The organism is Floridaenema evergladense BLCC-F167, from assembly GCF_041929205.2.
Lineage (GTDB): Bacteria > Cyanobacteriota > Cyanobacteriia > Cyanobacteriales > Aerosakkonemataceae > Floridanema > Floridanema evergladense.
The window spans coordinates 1,991,804-2,010,880 of sequence record NZ_CM171625.1 but is presented as its reverse complement, the minus strand read 5'-3'; the positions used below and the strand labels follow the sequence as shown (position 1 = coordinate 2,010,880).

Annotated in this window: 26 protein-coding genes and 1 pseudogene; 16 read left to right on the top strand and 11 right to left on the bottom strand. The window is 38.8% G+C overall.

What is annotated here, in order from left to right:
• Window positions 1-21: 21 nt before the first annotated feature.
• Window positions 22-1,233 (bottom strand): McrC family protein, encoded by a 1,212-nt coding sequence (locus tag ACE1CA_RS09690; RefSeq protein WP_413276332.1) that lies wholly within the window; start codon window positions 1,231-1,233, stop codon window positions 22-24.
• Window positions 1,199-3,208: an AAA family ATPase gene (locus ACE1CA_RS09685; RefSeq protein ID WP_413276331.1), complete on the bottom strand. Its 2,010-nt coding sequence runs from the start codon at window positions 3,206-3,208 to the stop codon at window positions 1,199-1,201. The genes ACE1CA_RS09690 and ACE1CA_RS09685 overlap by 35 nt, the downstream gene beginning before the upstream one ends.
• Before the next feature lie 161 nt (window positions 3,209-3,369).
• On the opposite strand from ACE1CA_RS09685, the gene ACE1CA_RS09680 reads away from it, so the two are divergent.
• From ACE1CA_RS09680 to ACE1CA_RS09670, 3 genes are read left to right on the top strand one after another with little or no spacing between them, the layout of a single operon-like run.
• Window positions 3,370-3,630: a hypothetical protein gene (locus ACE1CA_RS09680; protein ID WP_413276330.1), complete on the top strand. Its 261-nt coding sequence runs from the start codon at window positions 3,370-3,372 to the stop codon at window positions 3,628-3,630.
• Between the two features lie 54 nt (window positions 3,631-3,684).
• Window positions 3,685-4,029, top strand: coding sequence for a papain fold toxin domain-containing protein (locus ACE1CA_RS09675; RefSeq protein ID WP_413276329.1), 345 nt, complete (start codon window positions 3,685-3,687; stop codon window positions 4,027-4,029).
• Between the two features lie 14 nt (window positions 4,030-4,043).
• Complete coding sequence (locus ACE1CA_RS09670; RefSeq protein ID WP_413276328.1) at window positions 4,044-4,430, top strand: hypothetical protein; 387 nt, start codon at window positions 4,044-4,046, stop codon at window positions 4,428-4,430.
• Window positions 4,431-4,529: 99 nt separating this feature from the next.
• Here the strand turns inward: ACE1CA_RS09670 and ACE1CA_RS09665 are convergent, their stop codons facing one another.
• The 3 genes from ACE1CA_RS09665 to ACE1CA_RS09655 form a co-directional block, all read right to left on the bottom strand.
• Window positions 4,530-5,168: a Uma2 family endonuclease gene (locus tag ACE1CA_RS09665; RefSeq protein WP_413276327.1), complete on the bottom strand. Its 639-nt coding sequence runs from the start codon at window positions 5,166-5,168 to the stop codon at window positions 4,530-4,532.
• 125 nt (window positions 5,169-5,293) lie between these two features.
• Window positions 5,294-6,268 carry an SPFH domain-containing protein gene (locus ACE1CA_RS09660; protein WP_413276326.1) on the bottom strand — a complete coding sequence of 325 codons (975 nt, stop codon included), beginning with the start codon at window positions 6,266-6,268 and terminating at the stop codon, window positions 5,294-5,296.
• A 36-nt stretch (window positions 6,269-6,304) separates the two neighbouring features.
• Window positions 6,305-6,871: an NfeD family protein gene (locus ACE1CA_RS09655; protein ID WP_413276325.1), complete on the bottom strand. Its 567-nt coding sequence runs from the start codon at window positions 6,869-6,871 to the stop codon at window positions 6,305-6,307.
• Window positions 6,872-7,021: 150 nt separating this feature from the next.
• Here ACE1CA_RS09655 and ACE1CA_RS09650 point away from each other — a divergent pair, with 150 nt between their 5' ends.
• From ACE1CA_RS09650 to ACE1CA_RS09630, 5 genes are all read left to right on the top strand, one after another.
• Window positions 7,022-8,875: a PP2C family protein-serine/threonine phosphatase gene (locus ACE1CA_RS09650; RefSeq protein ID WP_413276324.1), complete on the top strand. Its 1,854-nt coding sequence runs from the start codon at window positions 7,022-7,024 to the stop codon at window positions 8,873-8,875.
• Window positions 8,876-8,929: 54 nt separating this feature from the next.
• Complete coding sequence (locus ACE1CA_RS09645; RefSeq protein ID WP_486517732.1) at window positions 8,930-9,664, top strand: Uma2 family endonuclease; 735 nt, start codon at window positions 8,930-8,932, stop codon at window positions 9,662-9,664.
• A gap of 118 nt (window positions 9,665-9,782) precedes the next feature.
• Window positions 9,783-10,577, top strand: coding sequence for a Uma2 family endonuclease (locus ACE1CA_RS09640; protein WP_413276322.1), 795 nt, complete (start codon window positions 9,783-9,785; stop codon window positions 10,575-10,577).
• 70 nt (window positions 10,578-10,647) lie between these two features.
• Window positions 10,648-11,121: a type II toxin-antitoxin system VapC family toxin gene (locus tag ACE1CA_RS09635; RefSeq protein ID WP_413276321.1), complete on the top strand. Its 474-nt coding sequence runs from the start codon at window positions 10,648-10,650 to the stop codon at window positions 11,119-11,121.
• Window positions 11,122-11,123: 2 nt separating this feature from the next.
• Window positions 11,124-11,312 (top strand): hypothetical protein, encoded by a 189-nt coding sequence (locus ACE1CA_RS09630; protein WP_413273410.1) that lies wholly within the window; start codon window positions 11,124-11,126, stop codon window positions 11,310-11,312.
• A 117-nt stretch (window positions 11,313-11,429) separates the two neighbouring features.
• On the opposite strand, the gene ACE1CA_RS09625 is transcribed toward ACE1CA_RS09630, so the two are convergent.
• The 5 genes from ACE1CA_RS09625 to ACE1CA_RS09605 form a co-directional block, all read right to left on the bottom strand.
• Complete coding sequence (locus ACE1CA_RS09625) at window positions 11,430-11,786, bottom strand: hypothetical protein (RefSeq protein WP_413276320.1); 357 nt, start codon at window positions 11,784-11,786, stop codon at window positions 11,430-11,432.
• A gap of 105 nt (window positions 11,787-11,891) precedes the next feature.
• On the bottom strand, window positions 11,892-13,337 hold the full coding sequence (locus ACE1CA_RS09620; protein ID WP_413276319.1) for a hypothetical protein: 1,446 nt from the start codon (window positions 13,335-13,337) through the stop codon (window positions 11,892-11,894).
• 63 nt (window positions 13,338-13,400) lie between these two features.
• Window positions 13,401-14,255 (bottom strand): hypothetical protein, encoded by an 855-nt coding sequence (locus ACE1CA_RS09615; protein ID WP_413276318.1) that lies wholly within the window; start codon window positions 14,253-14,255, stop codon window positions 13,401-13,403.
• 369 nt (window positions 14,256-14,624) lie between these two features.
• The gene (locus tag ACE1CA_RS09610; protein WP_413276317.1) at window positions 14,625-14,912 is read right to left on the bottom strand and encodes a type II toxin-antitoxin system RelE/ParE family toxin; all 288 of its coding nucleotides are present in this window, start codon (window positions 14,910-14,912) and stop codon (window positions 14,625-14,627) included.
• A complete protein-coding gene (locus ACE1CA_RS09605) occupies window positions 14,909-15,097 on the bottom strand; it encodes a hypothetical protein (RefSeq protein ID WP_413276316.1) in 189 nt (62 codons plus the stop codon). Before ACE1CA_RS09605 ends, ACE1CA_RS09610 begins: the two co-directional genes overlap by 4 nt.
• A gap of 128 nt (window positions 15,098-15,225) precedes the next feature.
• Between ACE1CA_RS09605 and ACE1CA_RS09600 the strand changes: the two genes are divergently transcribed.
• The 8 genes and pseudogenes from ACE1CA_RS09600 (at window position 15,226) to ACE1CA_RS09565 (ending at window position 18,244) form a co-directional block, all read left to right on the top strand.
• A complete protein-coding gene (locus ACE1CA_RS09600) occupies window positions 15,226-15,429 on the top strand; it encodes a type II toxin-antitoxin system HicB family antitoxin (protein WP_413276315.1) in 204 nt (67 codons plus the stop codon).
• A pseudogene (locus tag ACE1CA_RS09595) lies at window positions 15,426-15,620 on the top strand (type II toxin-antitoxin system HicA family toxin); the annotation flags it as partial. The gene ACE1CA_RS09600 and the pseudogene ACE1CA_RS09595, both read left to right, overlap by 4 nt.
• Before the next feature lie 229 nt (window positions 15,621-15,849).
• Window positions 15,850-16,104: a DUF6364 family protein gene (locus ACE1CA_RS09590; protein ID WP_413276313.1), complete on the top strand. Its 255-nt coding sequence runs from the start codon at window positions 15,850-15,852 to the stop codon at window positions 16,102-16,104.
• Window positions 16,101-16,532 (top strand): PIN domain-containing protein, encoded by a 432-nt coding sequence (locus tag ACE1CA_RS09585; protein ID WP_413276312.1) that lies wholly within the window; start codon window positions 16,101-16,103, stop codon window positions 16,530-16,532. Before ACE1CA_RS09590 ends, ACE1CA_RS09585 begins: the two co-directional genes overlap by 4 nt.
• A 57-nt stretch (window positions 16,533-16,589) precedes the next feature.
• Complete coding sequence (locus ACE1CA_RS09580) at window positions 16,590-16,766, top strand: DUF433 domain-containing protein (RefSeq protein ID WP_486517973.1); 177 nt, start codon at window positions 16,590-16,592, stop codon at window positions 16,764-16,766.
• Between the two features lie 2 nt (window positions 16,767-16,768).
• The gene (locus ACE1CA_RS09575; protein ID WP_413276311.1) at window positions 16,769-17,050 is read left to right on the top strand and encodes a DUF433 domain-containing protein; all 282 of its coding nucleotides are present in this window, start codon (window positions 16,769-16,771) and stop codon (window positions 17,048-17,050) included.
• Complete coding sequence (locus tag ACE1CA_RS09570) at window positions 17,047-17,394, top strand: DUF5615 family PIN-like protein (protein WP_413276310.1); 348 nt, start codon at window positions 17,047-17,049, stop codon at window positions 17,392-17,394. Before ACE1CA_RS09575 ends, ACE1CA_RS09570 begins: the two co-directional genes overlap by 4 nt.
• A gap of 97 nt (window positions 17,395-17,491) precedes the next feature.
• On the top strand, window positions 17,492-18,244 hold the full coding sequence (locus ACE1CA_RS09565) for a Uma2 family endonuclease (RefSeq protein ID WP_413276309.1): 753 nt from the start codon (window positions 17,492-17,494) through the stop codon (window positions 18,242-18,244).
• A gap of 45 nt (window positions 18,245-18,289) precedes the next feature.
• Here ACE1CA_RS09565 and rpiA read toward each other — a convergent pair whose 3' ends face one another.
• Window positions 18,290-19,003, bottom strand: a complete 714-nt coding sequence (gene rpiA / locus ACE1CA_RS09560) for a ribose-5-phosphate isomerase RpiA (RefSeq protein ID WP_413276457.1) — start codon at window positions 19,001-19,003, stop codon at window positions 18,290-18,292.
• Window positions 19,004-19,077 lie beyond the last annotated feature (74 nt).

Sequence of the window (19,077 nt, the reverse complement as noted above, 5' to 3'; positions counted from 1 at the left end):
TTAAATAAATCTTTTGCAGAGTTAGGAAAATAACTCTTTTAAAAAGGTTGTACCAGCTTCTTCAAGGTTGCTATTGAGGGAGAATGTTAGGCTACGAACTCGGATATTTCCAATAGTTTCATCTAACAGATAGGTAAGGGAGGTTGGATAAACTAAAATTACTTCTTGGCATTGTTTGGAAACAGCATAAGCGATAACTTGTGCTACATCATTGGGTGCTGGAGAATCGGGAGTTTTGTATTTGGTATCGAGGATGTAGCGTGGGTTTTCTGTTGACTTTTCGTAAAGAGCTATATCTGTTTTAAATGAAATGCGATCGCTAATCTTTACCTGTTCCTGAAATTTGAGAAATAGATGAGATGGCAAATTTTCTTTTAGCCATTCGGCGACAAAAAGTTCATAGAGTTTTGCCATGTCAATTAGAAAGGGTAGCATGGTGCGATCGCCTTTTTCATGACTAGGCCCTGCACCTTCAAGAAAGAATCGGCAAAGTGAATGTAATAATTGATAATCTTGGTTAAGATAATTGTAATTTCTCCCAATACAATCTTCTGGCTGAAATTCCTTGATCGTCACTAATCCTTGTAAAGCGTGATATGCTTGGCGGACTGATGGTGGAACTGGAACTTGTTCTGTCCACAAACTGTTATGAATAATAATATCAAGTGTCCAAGCAAGTATTTGATTATCTTCAATATCAACTGTCTGTTCGTCGTAATGGCATTTCAGCTTAATACTCCAAGGTTTTTGAATAGCATTTTGGATATCTATTCGTCCGCGAACAAAAGTTAAATAATCTGTTTTTGGCACATAAGCGCGGTATAATCCTTGACGTTCTCTGTCTATAATTCGTTTAGCCAATACATTAGCTATCCGGCTGTAAAAACCCTCTATAGTTTGACAATTTATTTCTCCCTCAAGAATCTGAAAGCTATTGAGATTATAAGCATACTCCCACATTTCAAAGATATTTGATACTTTTACTTTCGGTTTTAAGTAGAGGATAATTTCTGGAGTTAATGGTATATAGCCTACCCATCCCTTTGATTTTATTTGCCATTGCCCATCTGTTTTTCGTGAGGGAAATTCTACTTCTACTTCTTTTCGGTATTTCTCCCACAATAAATTCCAGGCGCGATCCATATCCATAAATGGATCTTTGTCTTTGGGGAACTCTATAGTTTGATACTCTGTTAACTCAATCACTTCTGTTCTGTTTAGGAAAATATTCATAAATTTTTTCATCCCATGTTAATTTACTTAATTCCTTATTAATAAATGAATTAGCTTTGAGATATGGCTCTATTTCCATTTTCCAGATATCCTCAATGTCTTTGATGTAATCTTCTTGGTTTTTGTCTTTATTGTCTTTATTTTTAGTCCCCAGATTTAAAAAGAAAGATACTCCAAGTTTAAAGTTTTCATCTGTAATTTTACTATTCACCAAATTTAAAGCTTCTTCTAACTTTTCTACAGGAAAGTTTGTTTCCTGATAATGGGAATACAAAATCTTAGTATTTGGAGGAAGATGAAGAAATGCAAAGCGTCGCCGCAGAGCATTATCTATGGGAGAGACAGAGCGATCGGCTGTATTCATCGTGCCAATGATCCGAACATTTTCCGGTATTTCAAATTCTCTGCCATTGCCAGCTAGTTTGATTTTTTCACCACGATATTCAAGCAAATACATTAACTCACCAAATACACTAGAAAGATTTGCACGGTTAATTTCATCAATAATTAAAACACAATCTTCATCTGAATTGTATTTATCTGCTTTCTGACAGAATTGCAAAAATATACCATCTTCCCATTTATACTTGATTTGCCCATTAACTTCTTTTGGTAATTGATCGTCTGTACTTAGTTCGTCTTGAGATTTTTCCTTAACTATTTCAGGACGAATACCTTGCATGAAATCTTCATAAGAATAGGCTGGATGAAATTGTACTATATTCCAGCGATCGCCCTTATCCTCAGTTTCAGTTAAGTGTTTAGCTAACTCTTTTGCCAAGAATGTCTTACCTGTACCTGGTGGGCCGTATATAATCACTTGCTTTTTACGTTCAATAATTCGTATCCATCGATCTAGTTCTTCTTTTTTAAAACCAAATGTTTGAATTATATCAGACAGGCTAAAAACTTCTTCCTGGTTAGTATTACTTATGTTATTGTTGATGTATCTTTTATATTCTCTTATAAACTTTTGTTCTATGTTAATGGAGCGAGCAACTTCTGAGTGATTAAATGAGTCGTTTATAGAATAGCCTTTAGCTGCCAAATAAGTTTCAAGAGTACGAACCCTAGTGGCGAGTGATCTTTTTTCTTTTCCCTTTCCCTTATTAGCCGTGCAGCTTTCTTGTAATGCTTCTTCTTTTGTACCCACTTTAACAGTAGCATGGATTTCCTCGAAATTAGCTTCTATACTAGCAGCAACTCTGTAAAATCCATCTACTAAAATGAAAAGATCATCGATATTATAAACTATAATTTGCTCGGCTTTTTGAGGTTGCATATATTCCTTTAATTCATTTAATTTTTCAATTTTAAATTCATTATCTTGATGAAATTCACGTAATCGCCAAATGTTTTTTATTTTTAAACGCACTCCATGTTGATCTTGATTAAATGTTGATTTATTTTCATTTATTTGCTCAGGTATATCCTCTATGCGATGGTATTGATAAAACGGTTGAACCGTTTGACCGCAAATATCTGGAAATGGAACAAAAGCGTCATTAAATCTACGATAAATTCGCTCACTATTATTATCTTCTTTAAAAACAAAATTTTTGCCTGATTGACATGGAATATAGATAACCGAAACCAAGTTACTCTGAGCCGTATTTTCCAATGGTATATCCTTTCGCTCTATTTTACTAAAAAGTTCGCTATCAATTTGCTTTTCAATACTGTTATAATACGCATTAATTTGCTTTAAAGTAGTTCCTACTTTCAGACTCATAGTGCCATACTTATCATCTGCATTGACTCCTAAAATACACCAGCCGCCCTTAGTGTTGGCGAAAGAAGTAATGGCTCTAACAATTTTATTAATTTTGGGTTTTCGCATCTGATCTGTTTCATTATCAGAAATGTTGTGATATTCAATGTAATAACTAGCTTTTACTTTGTCATCAACCAATTTCTGCAAATCTTTAATAGTTAAATCATGAACTGATTTATCAAAAGGATACAAATCTTGCATTAAGCCTCCTAACTTTACTATTTATTAATAAATTTAGTTACTGATAAGGGGAGGAAAAGGCGCGATCGCACCATCTACCCTACTCTACCTCAGCAGATCTCATAACCTAGCGTAGCTTATAGTACCCGTAAATTTCCATATTGCAGAGTATAACAAAAAAGATGAAAGCAAAAACTTACGATCAAATCAGAACATTGGTAGAGATTAAGGCAAACTTTGGCAAGCGTCTTATACCAAAAGGAACACTAGGAACAATTGTAGAATGTTACGAAAAACCTCAAGAAGGTTATGCTGTCGATCTTGCCATTCCCAATAACAGATGGGTGGGAGGTTTCGACTACGAAAATGTGATTCTTTTTCCCGAACAATTTGTAGTAGTAAATTCTGATGTCGAATCGCCAGATGTTGTTAGGCAATATTGAAAATAAAATCAGGAGGTAAATATTACTGAGATTAATGCTGAACAGCTTTTAGTAGTGAGAGCGATCGCCAGCCAACACGAAAACCTTAAATGTGTTGAATGTGCTAGTGCGATCGAGGATTACTTAATATCTCAAGGTATTCATGGGAAGCGCATCAAACTATACACTGGTGATGGCGCAAGTTGGGACAGCCGGATTTATGATGATAGTATCTCAGGAGATGCTATTTCAGTTAATGGTCGCCATGAAGGAATTGCAATTGCGATCGACGGTATAGAAACTATTTTTGATAACCATCATCCTGAAGGAATAGCTAAAAATGAATGGCTGGCAAATTTGCAATTTCATAGTAAAATATTATTTGGTCGCCAGTTTCAAATAACAGAAGAATCTTTTTAAAAGGTAATAGTTTTATGACTACAGAAGTTACTCAAAACATTCTATCTGTCAAAACTGAATATCTCTACAATCTTTTGGAAAGAATTAAGCAAAGACCGGGTATGTATTTAGGTAAAAGTTCGATTACCCGTCTACGGATGCTGTTAGACGGATATGGTATGGCTCGAATGGAACTTGGCTTACCTCGAACAGAACAAGAACAAGAATTTAACGGGTTTCAAGATTGGATACAGAAAAGATATAATATTACTTCATCTCACGGATGGGATAGTATTATTCTCTTTTATTCAGCAGATGAAAGAGATGCTTTAGATAAGTTTTTTGAGTTGTTTGAAAAATTCCGCAATGGAGAAAGTCCTTTAGCACATAAGGTTGTTATCAATCAGTCCGAAAAAGCGTAGAATGTAGAGACGTTATATATAACGTCTCTACATTCTACAGGTTGTTGGAAAAAGGATATTATGACCGATCGACCGAAGATGATATTATTTGGTATGAGCTTATTTCTGGGCTGCTAATTTTTGCCGCAACTCGCGGATAGCTGTGCTGGTATTGCGATCGCCTGCCACCCGAAAACATTCTACCAAAATTTCTGATATATTCATCCTGGGAAAGTAGCGGCTATTATTCACAATTTCATAGCCTTCTTCCCGATAGTTATAAATTACCAAACCTTTCCTTTTATAGATCCAAACTTCCGGTACTTTATAGGGCAAATAATCATTTACATCGGTGTAAGTAGTGACATCTATTTCTATTACTAAATCAGGCGATGGATCGACACCCCAATTAATCCGATCTTTACCAGCAACAGCCGTCCAATTATCAATATAAAAACAGTAATCTGGCTCAATTCCCCTAATTTTCGGCAAATCCATTGTAATTGGAGTAAATGCCTCATAGTCTCTTTCTAAATAATCGAGCAAAACTTTAACTACATCTGCGATTATATTCGCTTCACGTCCATGAATAGGTAAAGGTGACATTAGCAGAATTTCTCCGGGTCGATATTTGATGCGGGGGATAGATCGATCGCCCAACTGCTCAACCAATTTCTGATAATCTTCCCAACTTCCAGGTAATCGTAAAATTGCCCCTGGAGACAAATGAATTTTCTCTGGTGTCACAACAGCAAACATTTAAATTTCACCTCTTTTTTGGGGACTGGGGACAGGGGACTGGGGACTAGGGACTGGGGAAGTTTTGAGTTCAGGAGAAAGTTATAAGTTAATTAATTTTCCCTTGTCCCCTTATCCCCTTATCGCTAACTTCCCTTTACTCCTCCATTATTTGCATCTCCCACAATTGCTTTCATTCCTTCTAAAGAAGCGGGAATACTGCGGGGGTCCATAAACATTACTTTGCTGCTATCGCTGCTACCAATTTTTGTTCCCATGTCTAAATAATTTTGGGCAATCAAATATTGCAAAGCGTCTTTTGCATTAGGATCACTTTGCAGAATCTTGCTGATAATTTGCAAAGCTTCTGCTGTAGCTTGGGCTTTTAAAACTTGTTGCTGACGTTCCGCTTGGGCTTTCAAAACAATGGTTTTTTGTTGCGCTTCTGCATCTAAAATAACTGCTTTTTGCCGAGCTTCTGCGTCTAAAACTTGCGCTTCCGCCTTACCTCTGGCAGAATTAATTGCAGATTCTCTTTCTCCTTCAGATGTGAGAATTGCCGCCCGTTTTCTCCGTTCTGCGGACATTTGTAATTCCATTGAATCTTGAACTGCTTTAGAAGGAACAATATCTCTCAGTTCTACCCTCGTTACTTTAACTCCCCAAGGATCGGTAGCTTCATCTAAATCTCGCAAGAGGATTTCATTAATTTGAGAACGGGCGGTGAAGGTTTCATCTAATTCTAATTTGCCCATTTCGGATCGAATTTGCGTCAGAACTAAATTCACCATTGCTGATTGGAGATTCTCAACTTTATAATAAGCTTTTTCCAAATCTAAAATCCGCCAATATACTACAGCATCCGCCGTAATTGATACGTTATCGCGGGTAATACATTGTTGGGGGGGAATGTCTAAAACTCTTTCCCGAATGGTTGCTTTATAAACAATGCGTTCAACCACCGGAACCACAAAATTTAAACCAGGTTGTAATTTTTTCCCATTATATCTACCCCAAGATTCTACTAAGGCTTCATTCCCTTGATTAATCACCTTAACTGTACTCGAAACCGCCGAACCGCCTAAAACTAGAAATATGATGAAAGCAAAAAATGATTCCATTTTTTTATCCTCTTTGTTATTTGGGAATTTGTTGTTTTACAATTTATCGGGTAAGACAATTAAAGTTGTGCCTTCCCTGCCGATCACGTAAACTTTTTCATTAAGTGCGATCGCTCTTGTTTCATCACTACAACGCGCCCGCCACGAATTCCCTTCATATAAAACTCTTCCTGTTTGTCCGGGCAAAATTTCGCTGATTGTTTGCGCTTCTACCGCATCCCTAATTGCAGGAGTTTTTCGTTTTGGTGCCAAGCGACGGAAAAGCAAAAGTAAAACTACCGACAGCAATAACCAGAGTATAACCTGTAAAATAGGCGACGGCATTAACGGCGTAACTGCGGCTACAATCATTGCCGCTACTCCCATAATTACCGCAGTATAAGCTGTGGGTAAAACAAATTCCACCAAACACAGCCCTGCCCCAAACAATAACCAAAGTAAACTAGGACTGAAAGCAAGGGATAATGCTACCGTTGCCATCAATCCCATCAGCGAATGATACTCGGTAATCGGTAGAGGATAGTTGCTAGTGCCAACTAAACTAATTAATAAATCATCCAAAAGCATATTGATATTCATTGCCAGTACTTCTATAGTTAACATGAAGTATCTATTCTCAGAGGTAAAGCAAATGGAAAAAAACCAAAGATTTGTTGACTACAACACTTTATTTATTGCCTTTCCGTAAGAAAACGTAACTTTTTGAGATAAACTCTGATTTAATATCTAAAAATATTTTATTCATGAAGCTCTATGAATAGTTCCGAGCCGTCGATGAATCGCTATATTTGGGCATCTGACCCAGCTTTAGCCCAAATTTCCCCAGGAGTGCTAATACAAGATAGATATCAGGTAATTGCACCGCAAATTTGGCTGGATACGCAACCAGAAGCAGCACCCCACGTTCCCCAAGAGTTACCAGAAGAAATTATTTCCTATCTCCGTTTATTCCCCCAGCGGCTTCATATTCCAGAAGTGTATGGTGTAGCTGTTTTAGGCGAGGAACCAAACACAGCAGAAGTAATCTTGCTGGAAAACGTGCCGATCGATTCCGAAGGCAATCTCTACCCTGCTATTGTAGAGCAATGGCATCATGCTCAAGCAGTCAGACAAGTTTATTGGTTGTGGCAAATTCTGCAATTGTGGACACCCCTATCAGAATTGGAAGTAGCATCAAGTTTATTAATTCCTGAAAATATCCGAGTGCAAGGTTGGCGAGTTAGACTGTTGCAACTGTTTAGCGATCGCACAATCCCCAACCAAGCTCAACCAAATTTAGCAGCTTTTTGCGATCGTTGGCTAGAATGGATTGCTAGTTCTCATCCTTCAGTTGTAGACCGCCTCCGACAAATTTGGCAACAGATTGGCAACGAGCAACAATCTTTAGAAACTGTATCCTTAGAATTAAATGAGTTATTGTTAGAAAAAGCCGCCGAACTTCCCCTAAGATTACAAGTAGCTGGCGGTACAGACCAAGGGCCAAAACGTTCTAGTAACGAAGATTCTTGCTATCCTACAGAAGCAGATTTGCAATTAATAACTGAGTCACCTAACGATTTATTAATTCCCAATTTTACCTTAGTTTGTGATGGGATTGGCGGACATGAAGGCGGCGAAGTTGCCAGTTTAATGGCATTGCAAACTCTCAAATTACAAGTTAGAGCATTATTAATTGAAATTTCCCAACAAACAGAAATTGTCCCACCGAATATTATTAGCGAACAAATCACCGCTATTATTCGCGTAGTCAACGACCTGATTGCTAAACAAAATGATTCCCAAGGGCGAGAAATGCGCCAAAGAATGGGAACAACTTTAGTCATGGGATTGCAAATACCGCAAAAGATTAATCAACCAGATGGCACATTTTTAGAAAATGCTCATGAACTTTATATTGCTAGTGTTGGAGATAGCAGAGTTTACTGGATTACTGGTGATTATTGTCAGCAATTAACTCTAGATGATGATGTGGCAACTAGAGAAGTACGTTTAGGGCGAAGTGTTTACCGGGAAGCATTACGACGAGTTGATGGTGGTGCTTTAACTCAAGCATTAGGAACGCGAGAAGCGCAAATTTTGCGTCCGACAGTTCAGCGATTTATTTTAGAAGAAGATGGGATTTTATTGTTATGTTCTGACGGATTGAGTGATAAAAATACAGTAGAACAATCTTGGCAAGAATTTGCTAAACCTGTCTTAAAAAATAAGATGAGTTTAGAAACTGCGGTGCAATCTTGGATTAACCTAGCTAATGAAAGAAATGGGCATGATAACACTTCAGTAGTACTCACCCGTTGTTTAATTTCTCCAGAACCGCCTGTACTATTTGAACCTAAAAAAGTAGAAACGGAAATGCCAACTACTGCATATCCAGTAGAATCGGAATTGACAGAAGCTTCCAAAGCATTATTGTACTCGCCAGCTACTCACCCAGAAGCAGGGGAAACAGTTGATGTGCAAACCGTGAGACGGGGTAGTTGGTTAACAGTTTTGACAACTTTAGCAATTATAGTAGTAGTTGGTTTGATAGGGTTGGGCGTTTGGCGATCGCTAACTCCCCAAAATCCCCCACCAACACCAGAAACACCAGAAACTCCCAACCAGTAAGTAGGAAAGTTTGTTAACTTGAAAGCGTGCGAATCCCCTTCTCACTTGACAATCATGATTACCCAAACACCTGCCTCTCAATTATCAATTACTTGGCCCAAACTACCAGAAGATTTTCCCCTACCAGATGATCCTGTGGAAAATACAGACCAACCTTTGTTAGCTGCTGCTTTGCGTCAACCTTTAACAGCTGTTCCCGAACTGTTGCAAGACGCACTAATTGTTTCTAATTTTGCCTTATGTGCAGCGATTCAGGGGCGAACAATTTGTAAAGCGCCTGACTGGATGTATGTGCGTCCGGTACAATCTTGGCATTCCACCCAACCTCGCCGCAGCTACACTCCGCACACAGAAGGTGTAGTTCCCCAAATAGTCATGGAGTTTCTTTCCGCAACTTACGGCGAAGAGTATTCGGTGGAGTTTACCGAGGGTGTGGGGAAATGGTTTTTTTATGAAAAAGTGATTCGAGTTCCCCACTATGTAATTTTTCGCCCAGAAACCGGACGCTTAGAAGTTTATGAGTTAGATTCAGAATCTTATCGCTTGCAAACACCTGATGAAACCGGGCGTTATTTGATTCTCGGATTAGACTTATTTTTGGGAGTTTGGGAAGGAACTCACGAAGGGAGAACTGGTTATTGGTTAAGGTGGTGGAATGCCCAAGGTGAGTTACTATTGTGGTCGGAAGAACGGGCGGAACAGGAACGCCAACGGGCGGAACAGGAACGCCAACGGGCGGAAAGACTAGCCCAAAAGTTGCGAGAGTTGGGGGAAAATATAGAGTTTTAAACCTTTGTAGGGGCGGGTTTAGCAGATAATTTTGGAATCACACGAGAATTAAAACAAAACCCGCCCTCTGACCTTTGCCTTTCTTTGTTAAGCTTTTGTGAGAAAAGGGGAGAGTTTAATGGTTTCATCTTCCAAATTAACTTCTACAGGAAGCGATCGCACAACCGAATTAGCAGAATGTGGCTGGCGTTATGAGACAATAACTCAACCAGATGGTACAACATCCAATATTCTGGTTCCCTTAACCGCTGCTGAATTTCTGCACCCCCAGGAAGATTATCGATTGCCTAACAACACATTTCATGACAAGATTGCGGGTGATGCGAAAGACATTTTAACCCGTCGTTACGCCAACACTCCAAATGTAGGAGTTTTCCGAGATTTAATCGTTGAGTGGGATATCCCCGACTTGGGCGATCATTGTCCTGATACTTTCGTTGCTTTTGGGGTGAAAAATCGCGAACGCAACCGTAGCAGATTCATTGTAGCCCAGGAAGGAGTCAGACCTTCCTTAATTGTGGAAGTGGTTTCTCCTCGCTATCGCAAACCAGACCGAGAAACCAAAGTGGTAGAATATGCCCGTGCTCAGGTGCAAGAGTATGTAATTATCGATCGCCGCACTTACCGAGGTCAGGAATTAGAAGAGGTGTTAGGATATCGCCTGGTAGGTGGATTTTATCAACCAATCACGCCTGATGAAGAAGGGCGGATTCTCGCTGAAACTGTGGGAATTTGGATTGGATTGCGGGAAGGCCGCTTAGTGATGGAAGATGTACAAACAGGCGAACGTCTCAAAACTTCCTTGGAACTTGAAGCAGAAAATCAAGTTTTAGAGCAGCAAAGTGGGGAAATGGCAGCACTTTTGGCGCGTTATCGAGAAAGATTTGGGGATTTACCGCCTGATGGGGTTTGATGGGAAATGGGGGGTGTGCGATCGCCTAAAATTAAGGATGAAGATCGGGAGATGAACAATTTAATCTTAAATGAGTGAAAGTGTTTATATAAAAACCAGCATCATTGGCTACTTAACTGCCAGACCTAGCAATAACTTAATATTAATGGCTAATTTAGAAGCAACACGGGACTGGTGGGAAACTCGCCGCACTCAGTTTAATCTTTATATTTCTCAAGTTGTTTTAGATGAGGTAGCACGAGGGGATGCAGAGATTGCTACTAAAAGGCTTGAGATATTACAGGATTTCCCATTACTAAACGTAAGTGAAGTTGCTCAGAATTTAGCAGCCCAATTTCTCGCAAAAAGCAATCTTCCACCTAAAGCTGCTGATGATGCACTTCATATTGCACTGGCAACGGTTTACGGCATCGACTATCTGTTAACCTGGAACTGTAAACATATTGCCAATGCTCAAATTCAAAAGAAACTATTGCAAATTAGCCTCGCTGCTGGATTTGAGCTACCAACTATTTGTACACCTTACGAACTGATGGGAGAGTAAAAATGTGGAAAGATGAGGTTCTTGAAGAGATTTATAAAATTAGGGAAGAACACGCTCAGGCTTTTAACTACGATTTACAGGCTATTTGCGATGATTTACGGCAAAAACAGGCTGCTAGTGGTAGAAAAATTATTTCAGAACCTCTAAAACAACCCCAAATGGATAAGGAATCGCTACACCAAGCTGTCTGAAAAATGAACAAGTTACAGATTTGCGATCGCTACTTTTGTATGTTTAGGATTTGCGATCGCATCTATGCTAGACTATAACCAAAATTTAATTTATTAACCACCTAAATTCACTAATTATCATTCGTCTATTCCTTCTAATTTTAGTTCTATTGGGGGCAGATCTAACTTAATCATATATCTATTACAAATTTCAATTCCTTTACTAGTCAGCTCGTAAAGTTCAAAAAATGAAGGAATTTTTACACCCAAAATATTACTGTGATCATCTAGTGCAGCCCTAAATACCTTTGTGCTTATTTCATCCAAAACTCTATGAGCCATGCGTGACCACTCAAAAAAAGGTGGATATTCTTCCAAACGAGCATTTCGCTCCTCTGTCATTTTTTCATGAATTTTTAAATGGAAGTGTGAGAAATACAAGTTTTCTCCAACGGCGGTTATCTTTACTTCAAAATCTTCTCTAGAAACAGACATAGACATTTTTCCTCGGTATTAAATTGTAATGAACACTTCCCCTAATTTCCTGATATTAGGGGGTTTGTATGATCAGCCTAGCGTTTGGGCAAATCAGCGATTCAATCAACTCAGCATAAAAGAGTCAAGCTCATCTACATTATGGATAATTTTAGAATCGGGAACACCATAAGCTTCAGCTAATTCTATACTTGCTTGCAATCTTAATTCAAGGTTTAACTTAGGATCAAAAGCTGCTTCGGCTAAGTTTCCTAGTTTTTCATACTTGGCAATAAGATTAGCAACGACTGCTTTGTAAGCTCGATCAATTTTAGCAAGAGACTGTTGATAATATTGTTCCACTTGTCGAGCAAGTTGAGTGTCTTTTCCGATTAACTGTTTACAGAAACCAGTAACCATTCGACCAGCGATCGCACCAATAACTGCGCCAACTACAGGAATCGGAATCACAGCTTGTCCGATAGTTGCTCCAGCAGCAACAATTGCTGAATCAGCACAAGCAAACAAACTTAATTCAACGAATTGATCGCGAGTAATTTCTCCTTTATTTAAACTCTTTATCAAGCTAGCAATTTCCATTCCTGCACTGACAAATGCACCTGCTAAAGGTGCAGACATTTGGGCAAAATTAGTTAAGCCATAAATAGCAGTTGCAGATATACTACTAAGCGCCGCTCCTTTTACACTATCAAGCCCAATTTCTTGCCAATCTTCAAGGGTTAATTCGCCCTTGAAAACGTTTTTACCTTGTTTATACTTAGCGTAAAGTTTAGTAGCAAATCGAATACTACCACCAATAATCGCGCCTTTAACAGCAACTTGACCAAAATCAGCTAAAGTAGGTTGAGCTTCGTCGCGTATCCTATCTTTAATTTGTTCGTTTTCTTTTTTTAATTCATGTTCTCGGCGTTCTAGCGTATCGTTAACTTTGCCTATTTGCACTTCATCGTAGCTTGAAGAGGCAGGTTTAACAGTGTGGCTGAAAGAATTACCAGACACTTGCTCTATTTCTTGAACTTTTTCTTGTATTTTTTGAGCAGTACGGCTTGTTATTCCCTCAACTTGTTCACCTTTCAATATTTTCTCAATAGTTTCATATTGGTTTTTAGGAATATGGTAATATGAACCATCTCTGCCAAAGTTTTCGTATTTTTTCATGTGGTCAAGAACATGGTCTAAATTATTTCCAATTCCATTGACAAATTTAGACTGTACCTTAACTCCATCAATTAAATAATCTTCTGGTGCTGTTCTGCCTACTCCCTCAAAAGTTGCGCGAGTTTCAGAGGAGTTTAAAAGGGACTTAGCATTGCGGATACCAACTTCCACTTGTTCGGCAATTTCACCGTGTTTAGTGCTTGCGTTACCCAGAATTTTTTCAGGACTACCTACAAAATCACGAACTTTATCAAATTCGGCAACGGCTGTATAAAATGCTTTGTCTTGTTTACTAAGTTCCGTTGCTAATTGTTCTGCATGGCGTATATTTTCCTCGGCTACCATTGCAGCAACGAATTGGGTTGTCTGATGTCTATCTTCTCTTTGTTCCATATTTAAAAATTTGCAGCATTGTTCCCCAATTATTAGGAAACAATGCTGCACTCCAAATTATATTTACAGTTTCAGGTCTACAGTCTTTTTAAGTGACTGGCTCAGTGAGTTAATGGAATTGATTAAAGTCGCCAGTCTTTGTTTGAGAGACTGACTAAAATCCAAGTAATTCAAAGGTGCATTTTGCTTAAAGAATTGCAGTTCGCTTTGAATTAAATTAGCTAGTCTGACAGTTTCCTGCTCAAGGAGATTTACTTCTGTCTTGGTTGTGTTGGCTTTAGCTGTATGACCTTCAATTTCAACAGCGCGGTTGGTAGCTTCTCTGCCAATTTTCTCATTTTGCTTACTTAGCATGACTCCACTACCGACTAAAGTTGCACCACCGATCGCCCAACCAACTGGCCCAGCGAGTGCAAGCAATGCGTTCCCAGCTGCCATACCTCCACCTCCCGCTACAACTGCACCACCTCCCAACCAGGCTAAAGCAGCATTAGTAGCAGCTGCACCGGAAAGGGTAGCGATCGCAGTACCCGTTGAGGCTGTTCCGAAAGTTGTTGCAATTGCCATTGCTGCTGCTGGCCCAAAACAGGCAACTCCTGCTCCTGCCATGACTCCTGCACCAGCAGTACCAGCTACTATTTTAGTGTTGGGATCGGTATAGATTAGTTCCCAGTCTTTTCCAGTAATTTGTTTAAGTTGAAACTTCAGTTCTGCAACGACTTTGCTAAATTCTTTTGGCGAGTTAGCCAGCGTGTTAATGTAATTCTCGCATAGCTGAATAATCTCAACCCCACGATTTACTCGCGTTTGATAAAGACTTCCAGCAGCATTCTGTAAATACTCACAAGCTTTTTCGTACTTTTCAACTGCACGGCGCAGTCTCTCTTGTGCGTCTTTTCTATATCCGTTGTTGAACATTTACTAGCTAATACCTAACGTAAGGAAGTAGGCTTTGTTTAAACCATACATATAGCTTATTCAAATTAAGATTTAAATTATAACTGTAGAAATACTGAAGTTTTATTTGGCTATCTACCGCCTACCCGCTTTTAATCATGCTTCACTTTCTAGATTGCAGAAATAGCATCCCGCCCGGAAATCAATTTCTGGGCTAATAGCAAAACTCGGTTAAAACCGACTAAAAACTTAAACAAAAATTTCACTCCGTTTTAACAGACTTCCGCTATAAGAAAAGCGATTTGAATCGCAGGCGGACTAAGATGGTTGCCATTAACTCTGTATTAAAATATTTCCTAATTGAAGATGAAATAACTAAATAATACTTGATTATTCCGGTAGTGTAATTGGTCGCGAACCGTGTCTAACTGCAATTACGCTAACTTGTTCTGATTCTACATAATAAATAATCCGATATGAGCCTTCAATTACTTCGCGAATTTGCTCATCTTCATATTCTGGCACAATGCGACCAGAAAAAGGAAAAGCAGCAATCTGTTCCGAACGATTAGTCAAATTATCGATTATTCTATCAGCAGATTCAGGTGAGTTTTGAGCAATGTATTCCCGAATTACTAAAAGGTCTTCTATTGCGTTATCTGTCCAATAAATATTCACGTTGATAATCCAACTTTTCTCCGCACTTCCTCCACCGTTCTTATTCTACCAGCTTTAACATCAGCAAGACCAGCTTCTACACCTTGCCTAATATAAATTGCATAAATTAAGTCATCCCAAGTGCAATTTTCTGGTAATTTGTCAATCAAACGACGAGCTTCTTCTTTAACGTTTACAATTTCCATAAGTATAAACGCAACAGAAATTTTACTTGCTAAGTATAACACAAGTAAGATTAATGGGCTATAATGGTTGCAATTAATTCTATATAATAAATGAGATCGCAAAAAATTAATCATAAGATAATAAACCGATGAAAATTAAAGTCATCATTCACGAAGCAGAAGAAGGCGGATATTGGGCTGAAGTCCCCTCTATACCTGGTTGCGCGACTCAAGGCGAAACTTTTGAGGAATTGCTGCAAAATCTCTACGAAGCCATTGAAGGTTGTCTATCTGTCGATGTTGAATCAATTGATATAACTGATAAAGACAGAATTATGGAGATTGCTATATGAACTCTATGTCTGGCAAACAGTTGGCGAAGCTGTTAGAGAAAAACGGCTGGATATTATTACGAGTTCAAGGCAGTCACCACATCTACGGTAAACCAGGTAATACAGTGCGAATCTCTGTGCCAATTCACGGTAATAAAGATTTAAAAATTGGTTTACTAAAACACTTACTGAAAATGGCTGGATTGTTGGAAAATACTAATCAAGAAAATAGTATGTCTGAACAATTTACGGCTGACGATATGGATAATGAATCCCATCCTAAAACTTAATAGGTTTTATCTATGAAATATCCCCTTTACACAATGATATAGGTACTTTAGATGAAATTCTCCAAGAAACAGGTTGCAACAACTAAAAACTTAGACAACAATCTATTTATGACGTACTATAATATATAAAGTATACGTCAAATATTTTTCTATGCAAACAAAACTCACCTTACGCCTAGATGAAACCTTAATTGCCAAAGCAAAAAACTGGGCAAAATCGCGTAATGTTTCCCTTTCTGAAGCGGTAGCAGAATTTTTTGAACATCTACCAGAACCAGATCGACCTTTGCAATTGAGTACATGGACTCAAAGCTTAGTGGGAGTGATTAAATCAACTGGAGAAATCCCAAATGATGAAGCTTTACGCGAGGAGTATATCGACTATCTAGAGGAAAAATATCAGTGAAACGAGTGTTATTTGATAGCGATGTCGTGCTTGATGTTTTATTAGAAAGACAGCCTTTCTTCGCAGCTTCGGCTTTAGCACTTGATGCCGTTGGACAAGGTAAAGTAGAAGGATATATTGCCGGACATAGTATTACCAATATCTTCTATTTACTGAGAAGACATTTGGGAAACGAGAAAAGTCGAGAAGTGCTGATGAATTTGATGTCTAAAATGGTAACTGCTAGCGTAACAGATGCAGTAATTCGCTATGCTTTTTCCAGTGGCTTTAAGGATTTTGAAGATGGGGTCACTTATGCAGCGGCGGCGGGTGTAGGAGTAGATTATATCGTTACTCGCAATATTAAAGATTTTCGATTAGGAAGTATCCCCGCAATGCTACCAGAAGTCTTTTCTAATATTATATCAGTTTCAGAGGATGGAGGATGAATAGAATGACGATCGAATTACACCCAGAATATTTAACCATGCGGCGGTAGACCTTGTATTCGAGGAATGCGAATTCGAGTTAGTGATATTTTAGAAATGTTGGCTGATAATGTCAGCAAAGAAGAAATTTTAGCAGATTTTCCTGATTTGGAAACTGAAGATATTCAAGCTTGTTTGTTGTTTGCAGTCTGCAAAAACATTACAATTGGGATATTCGAGCAAATTGTAATTTAATCATGATGCAAGCAACAGAACATTTCTATATAGTTAGAAATGAGCAAATTCTGAGTGGTGAACCGATTATTCGTGGTACTCGCACACCCGTAAGAGCTATTGTGGAAAACTGGCGGTTAGGTGTTGCACCTGAAGAAATACCGCAAGCTTTACCACATTTAACTTTAGCGCAAGTTTTTGATGCTTTAAGTTATTATTTAGATCATCAAGATGAGATTAACAGCTATATTGAGCACAATCGAATTCCCGACGAATTAATTGATCCATTAGTTCGAGATTTATGAGTCAAATTTTTATCAGCCTCTATTTAGATGAGGATGTTAATGTTTTATTAGCAGATTTGCTGAGGGGGAGAGGGTTTGAGGCTACCACTGCTCAAGAAGCAAATCAATTGGGTAAAACAGATGCACAACAACTCGCCTATGCCCTCAGTCAAAAAATGGCTATTTTGACTCATAATCGGGTAGATTTTGAAGCTTTGGCACAAGTTTACTTTGCGGCAAACCAAGAACATTACGGGATTATCTTCGCTGTTCGTCGTTCACCCCAAGAAATTTTAAAAAGATTGCTTATGCTTTTGAATCAGTTCACAGCAGATGAGATGAAAAATCAAGTTAGATATATTTAATTTGCCAGGTAAATTTTGATCTAAAATAAGCCATCCCATCAATACTCTAAAATGGAAAATAAATGATCTGCTACGGTGTAATTCGCAGGAAAAAACCATGTTAGCAACCAGTATCGCTCCTTTTGAAATAACCTGGGAAAAACTTCCCGACGATTTTAAATTAGATGATGATCCAGTGGATAATATTAATCAACCAGCGATCGCAGCTGCTCTCACAGAAAGTTTACAATTAGCTGGGAGAATACCTGCCAATGCCATCACATTTACCAACTATGGAATCTGTGCTACAGTTAACGGTAAAATTGTCGTTAAAGCGCCAGATTGGGGCTATGTTCCAGCTATTAGTGTCACGCGAGAAGAGGTCGATCGCAGTTACACCCCTCGACTGGAAGGCGATATTCCGGCAATTGTCATGGAATTTATCTCTGATACAGATGGTACAGAATATTCGACCAAACCAACATATCCGCCAGGTAAATGGTTTTTCTACGAACAAGTTTTGCGCGTTCCTAACTATGCAATCTTCCATCCAGCTAACGGAGTTTTAGAAGTTTATCAACTCGATGATACCGGACGTTATAAACTGCGAGAACCCGATCCAAATAATCGTTTTTGGATAGCAGAAATGAATTTATTTTTAGGAATTTGGCAAGGAACTAGAGAAAACCGCACCGGATTTTGGTTGCGTTGGTGGGATGAAAATGAAAACCTATTATTATGGGGTTTCGAGTTAGTAGAACAAGAACGTCAACGCACTGAACAAGAACGCCAACGTGCTGAAAAAGAACGTCAACGTGCTGAAAGATTGGCAGCTAAGTTGAGAGAAGCGGGAATTGAAATAGATGATTAATTTGAGAAACCCGGTTTTATGAGAAATCGGGTTTCTCTTTTCATTTTATTTGCTAATTTCTCGAACTGATGGTTGTCCGTCTTTTACTTCACCAACTAATACTAAATCGGTGACGTTTACGAACAAACCATTTTCTAAAACACCGGGAATATTGTTCAGGGTTTTTTCTAATTCTGCCGGATTATCTATTGAGTCAAATTTGACATCAACTACGAAATTTCCTTGATCGGTAACTACTGGGCCTGCTTTTTTTACTCCCATTCTTAATTGTGGTTTACCGCCGAGTTTTTCGATCGCACGCATCACAGGCGCGTATGCCATCGGAATTACTTCTACTGGTAACAAAAATGTCGAACCAAGTTTATCTACCAACTTGGAACTGTCCACAACTACGATAAACTGATCTGCTAAAGCATCAACAATTTTCTCACGGGTATGGGCTGCACCACCGCCTTTAATTAAGTTTAAATTCGGGTCAACCTCATCGGCACCATCAATGGCAATATCAATATGGTCAACGGCATCTAGCGTTGTCAAGGGGATGCCGTATTGTCTCGCTAACACATCTCCCTGAAATGAGGTGGTAATGCCAACGATATCTGTGAGTTCGCCGGATTTTAGGCGTTCTCCCAAATATTCAATCATGAAAGCGGCTGTTGAGCCAGTTCCCAAACCGACTATAGAACCTGATTTTACGCGATCGGCTGCTGCTTTGCCGACCATTTGTTTCATCATTTTAGTAGCGTCCATCTCACTCATGCGGTAAACTCCTGTAATAAGTCCTTGGTCATCGGTCATTAGTTATCTGGAAAAAATCCATAGACAATTGACAA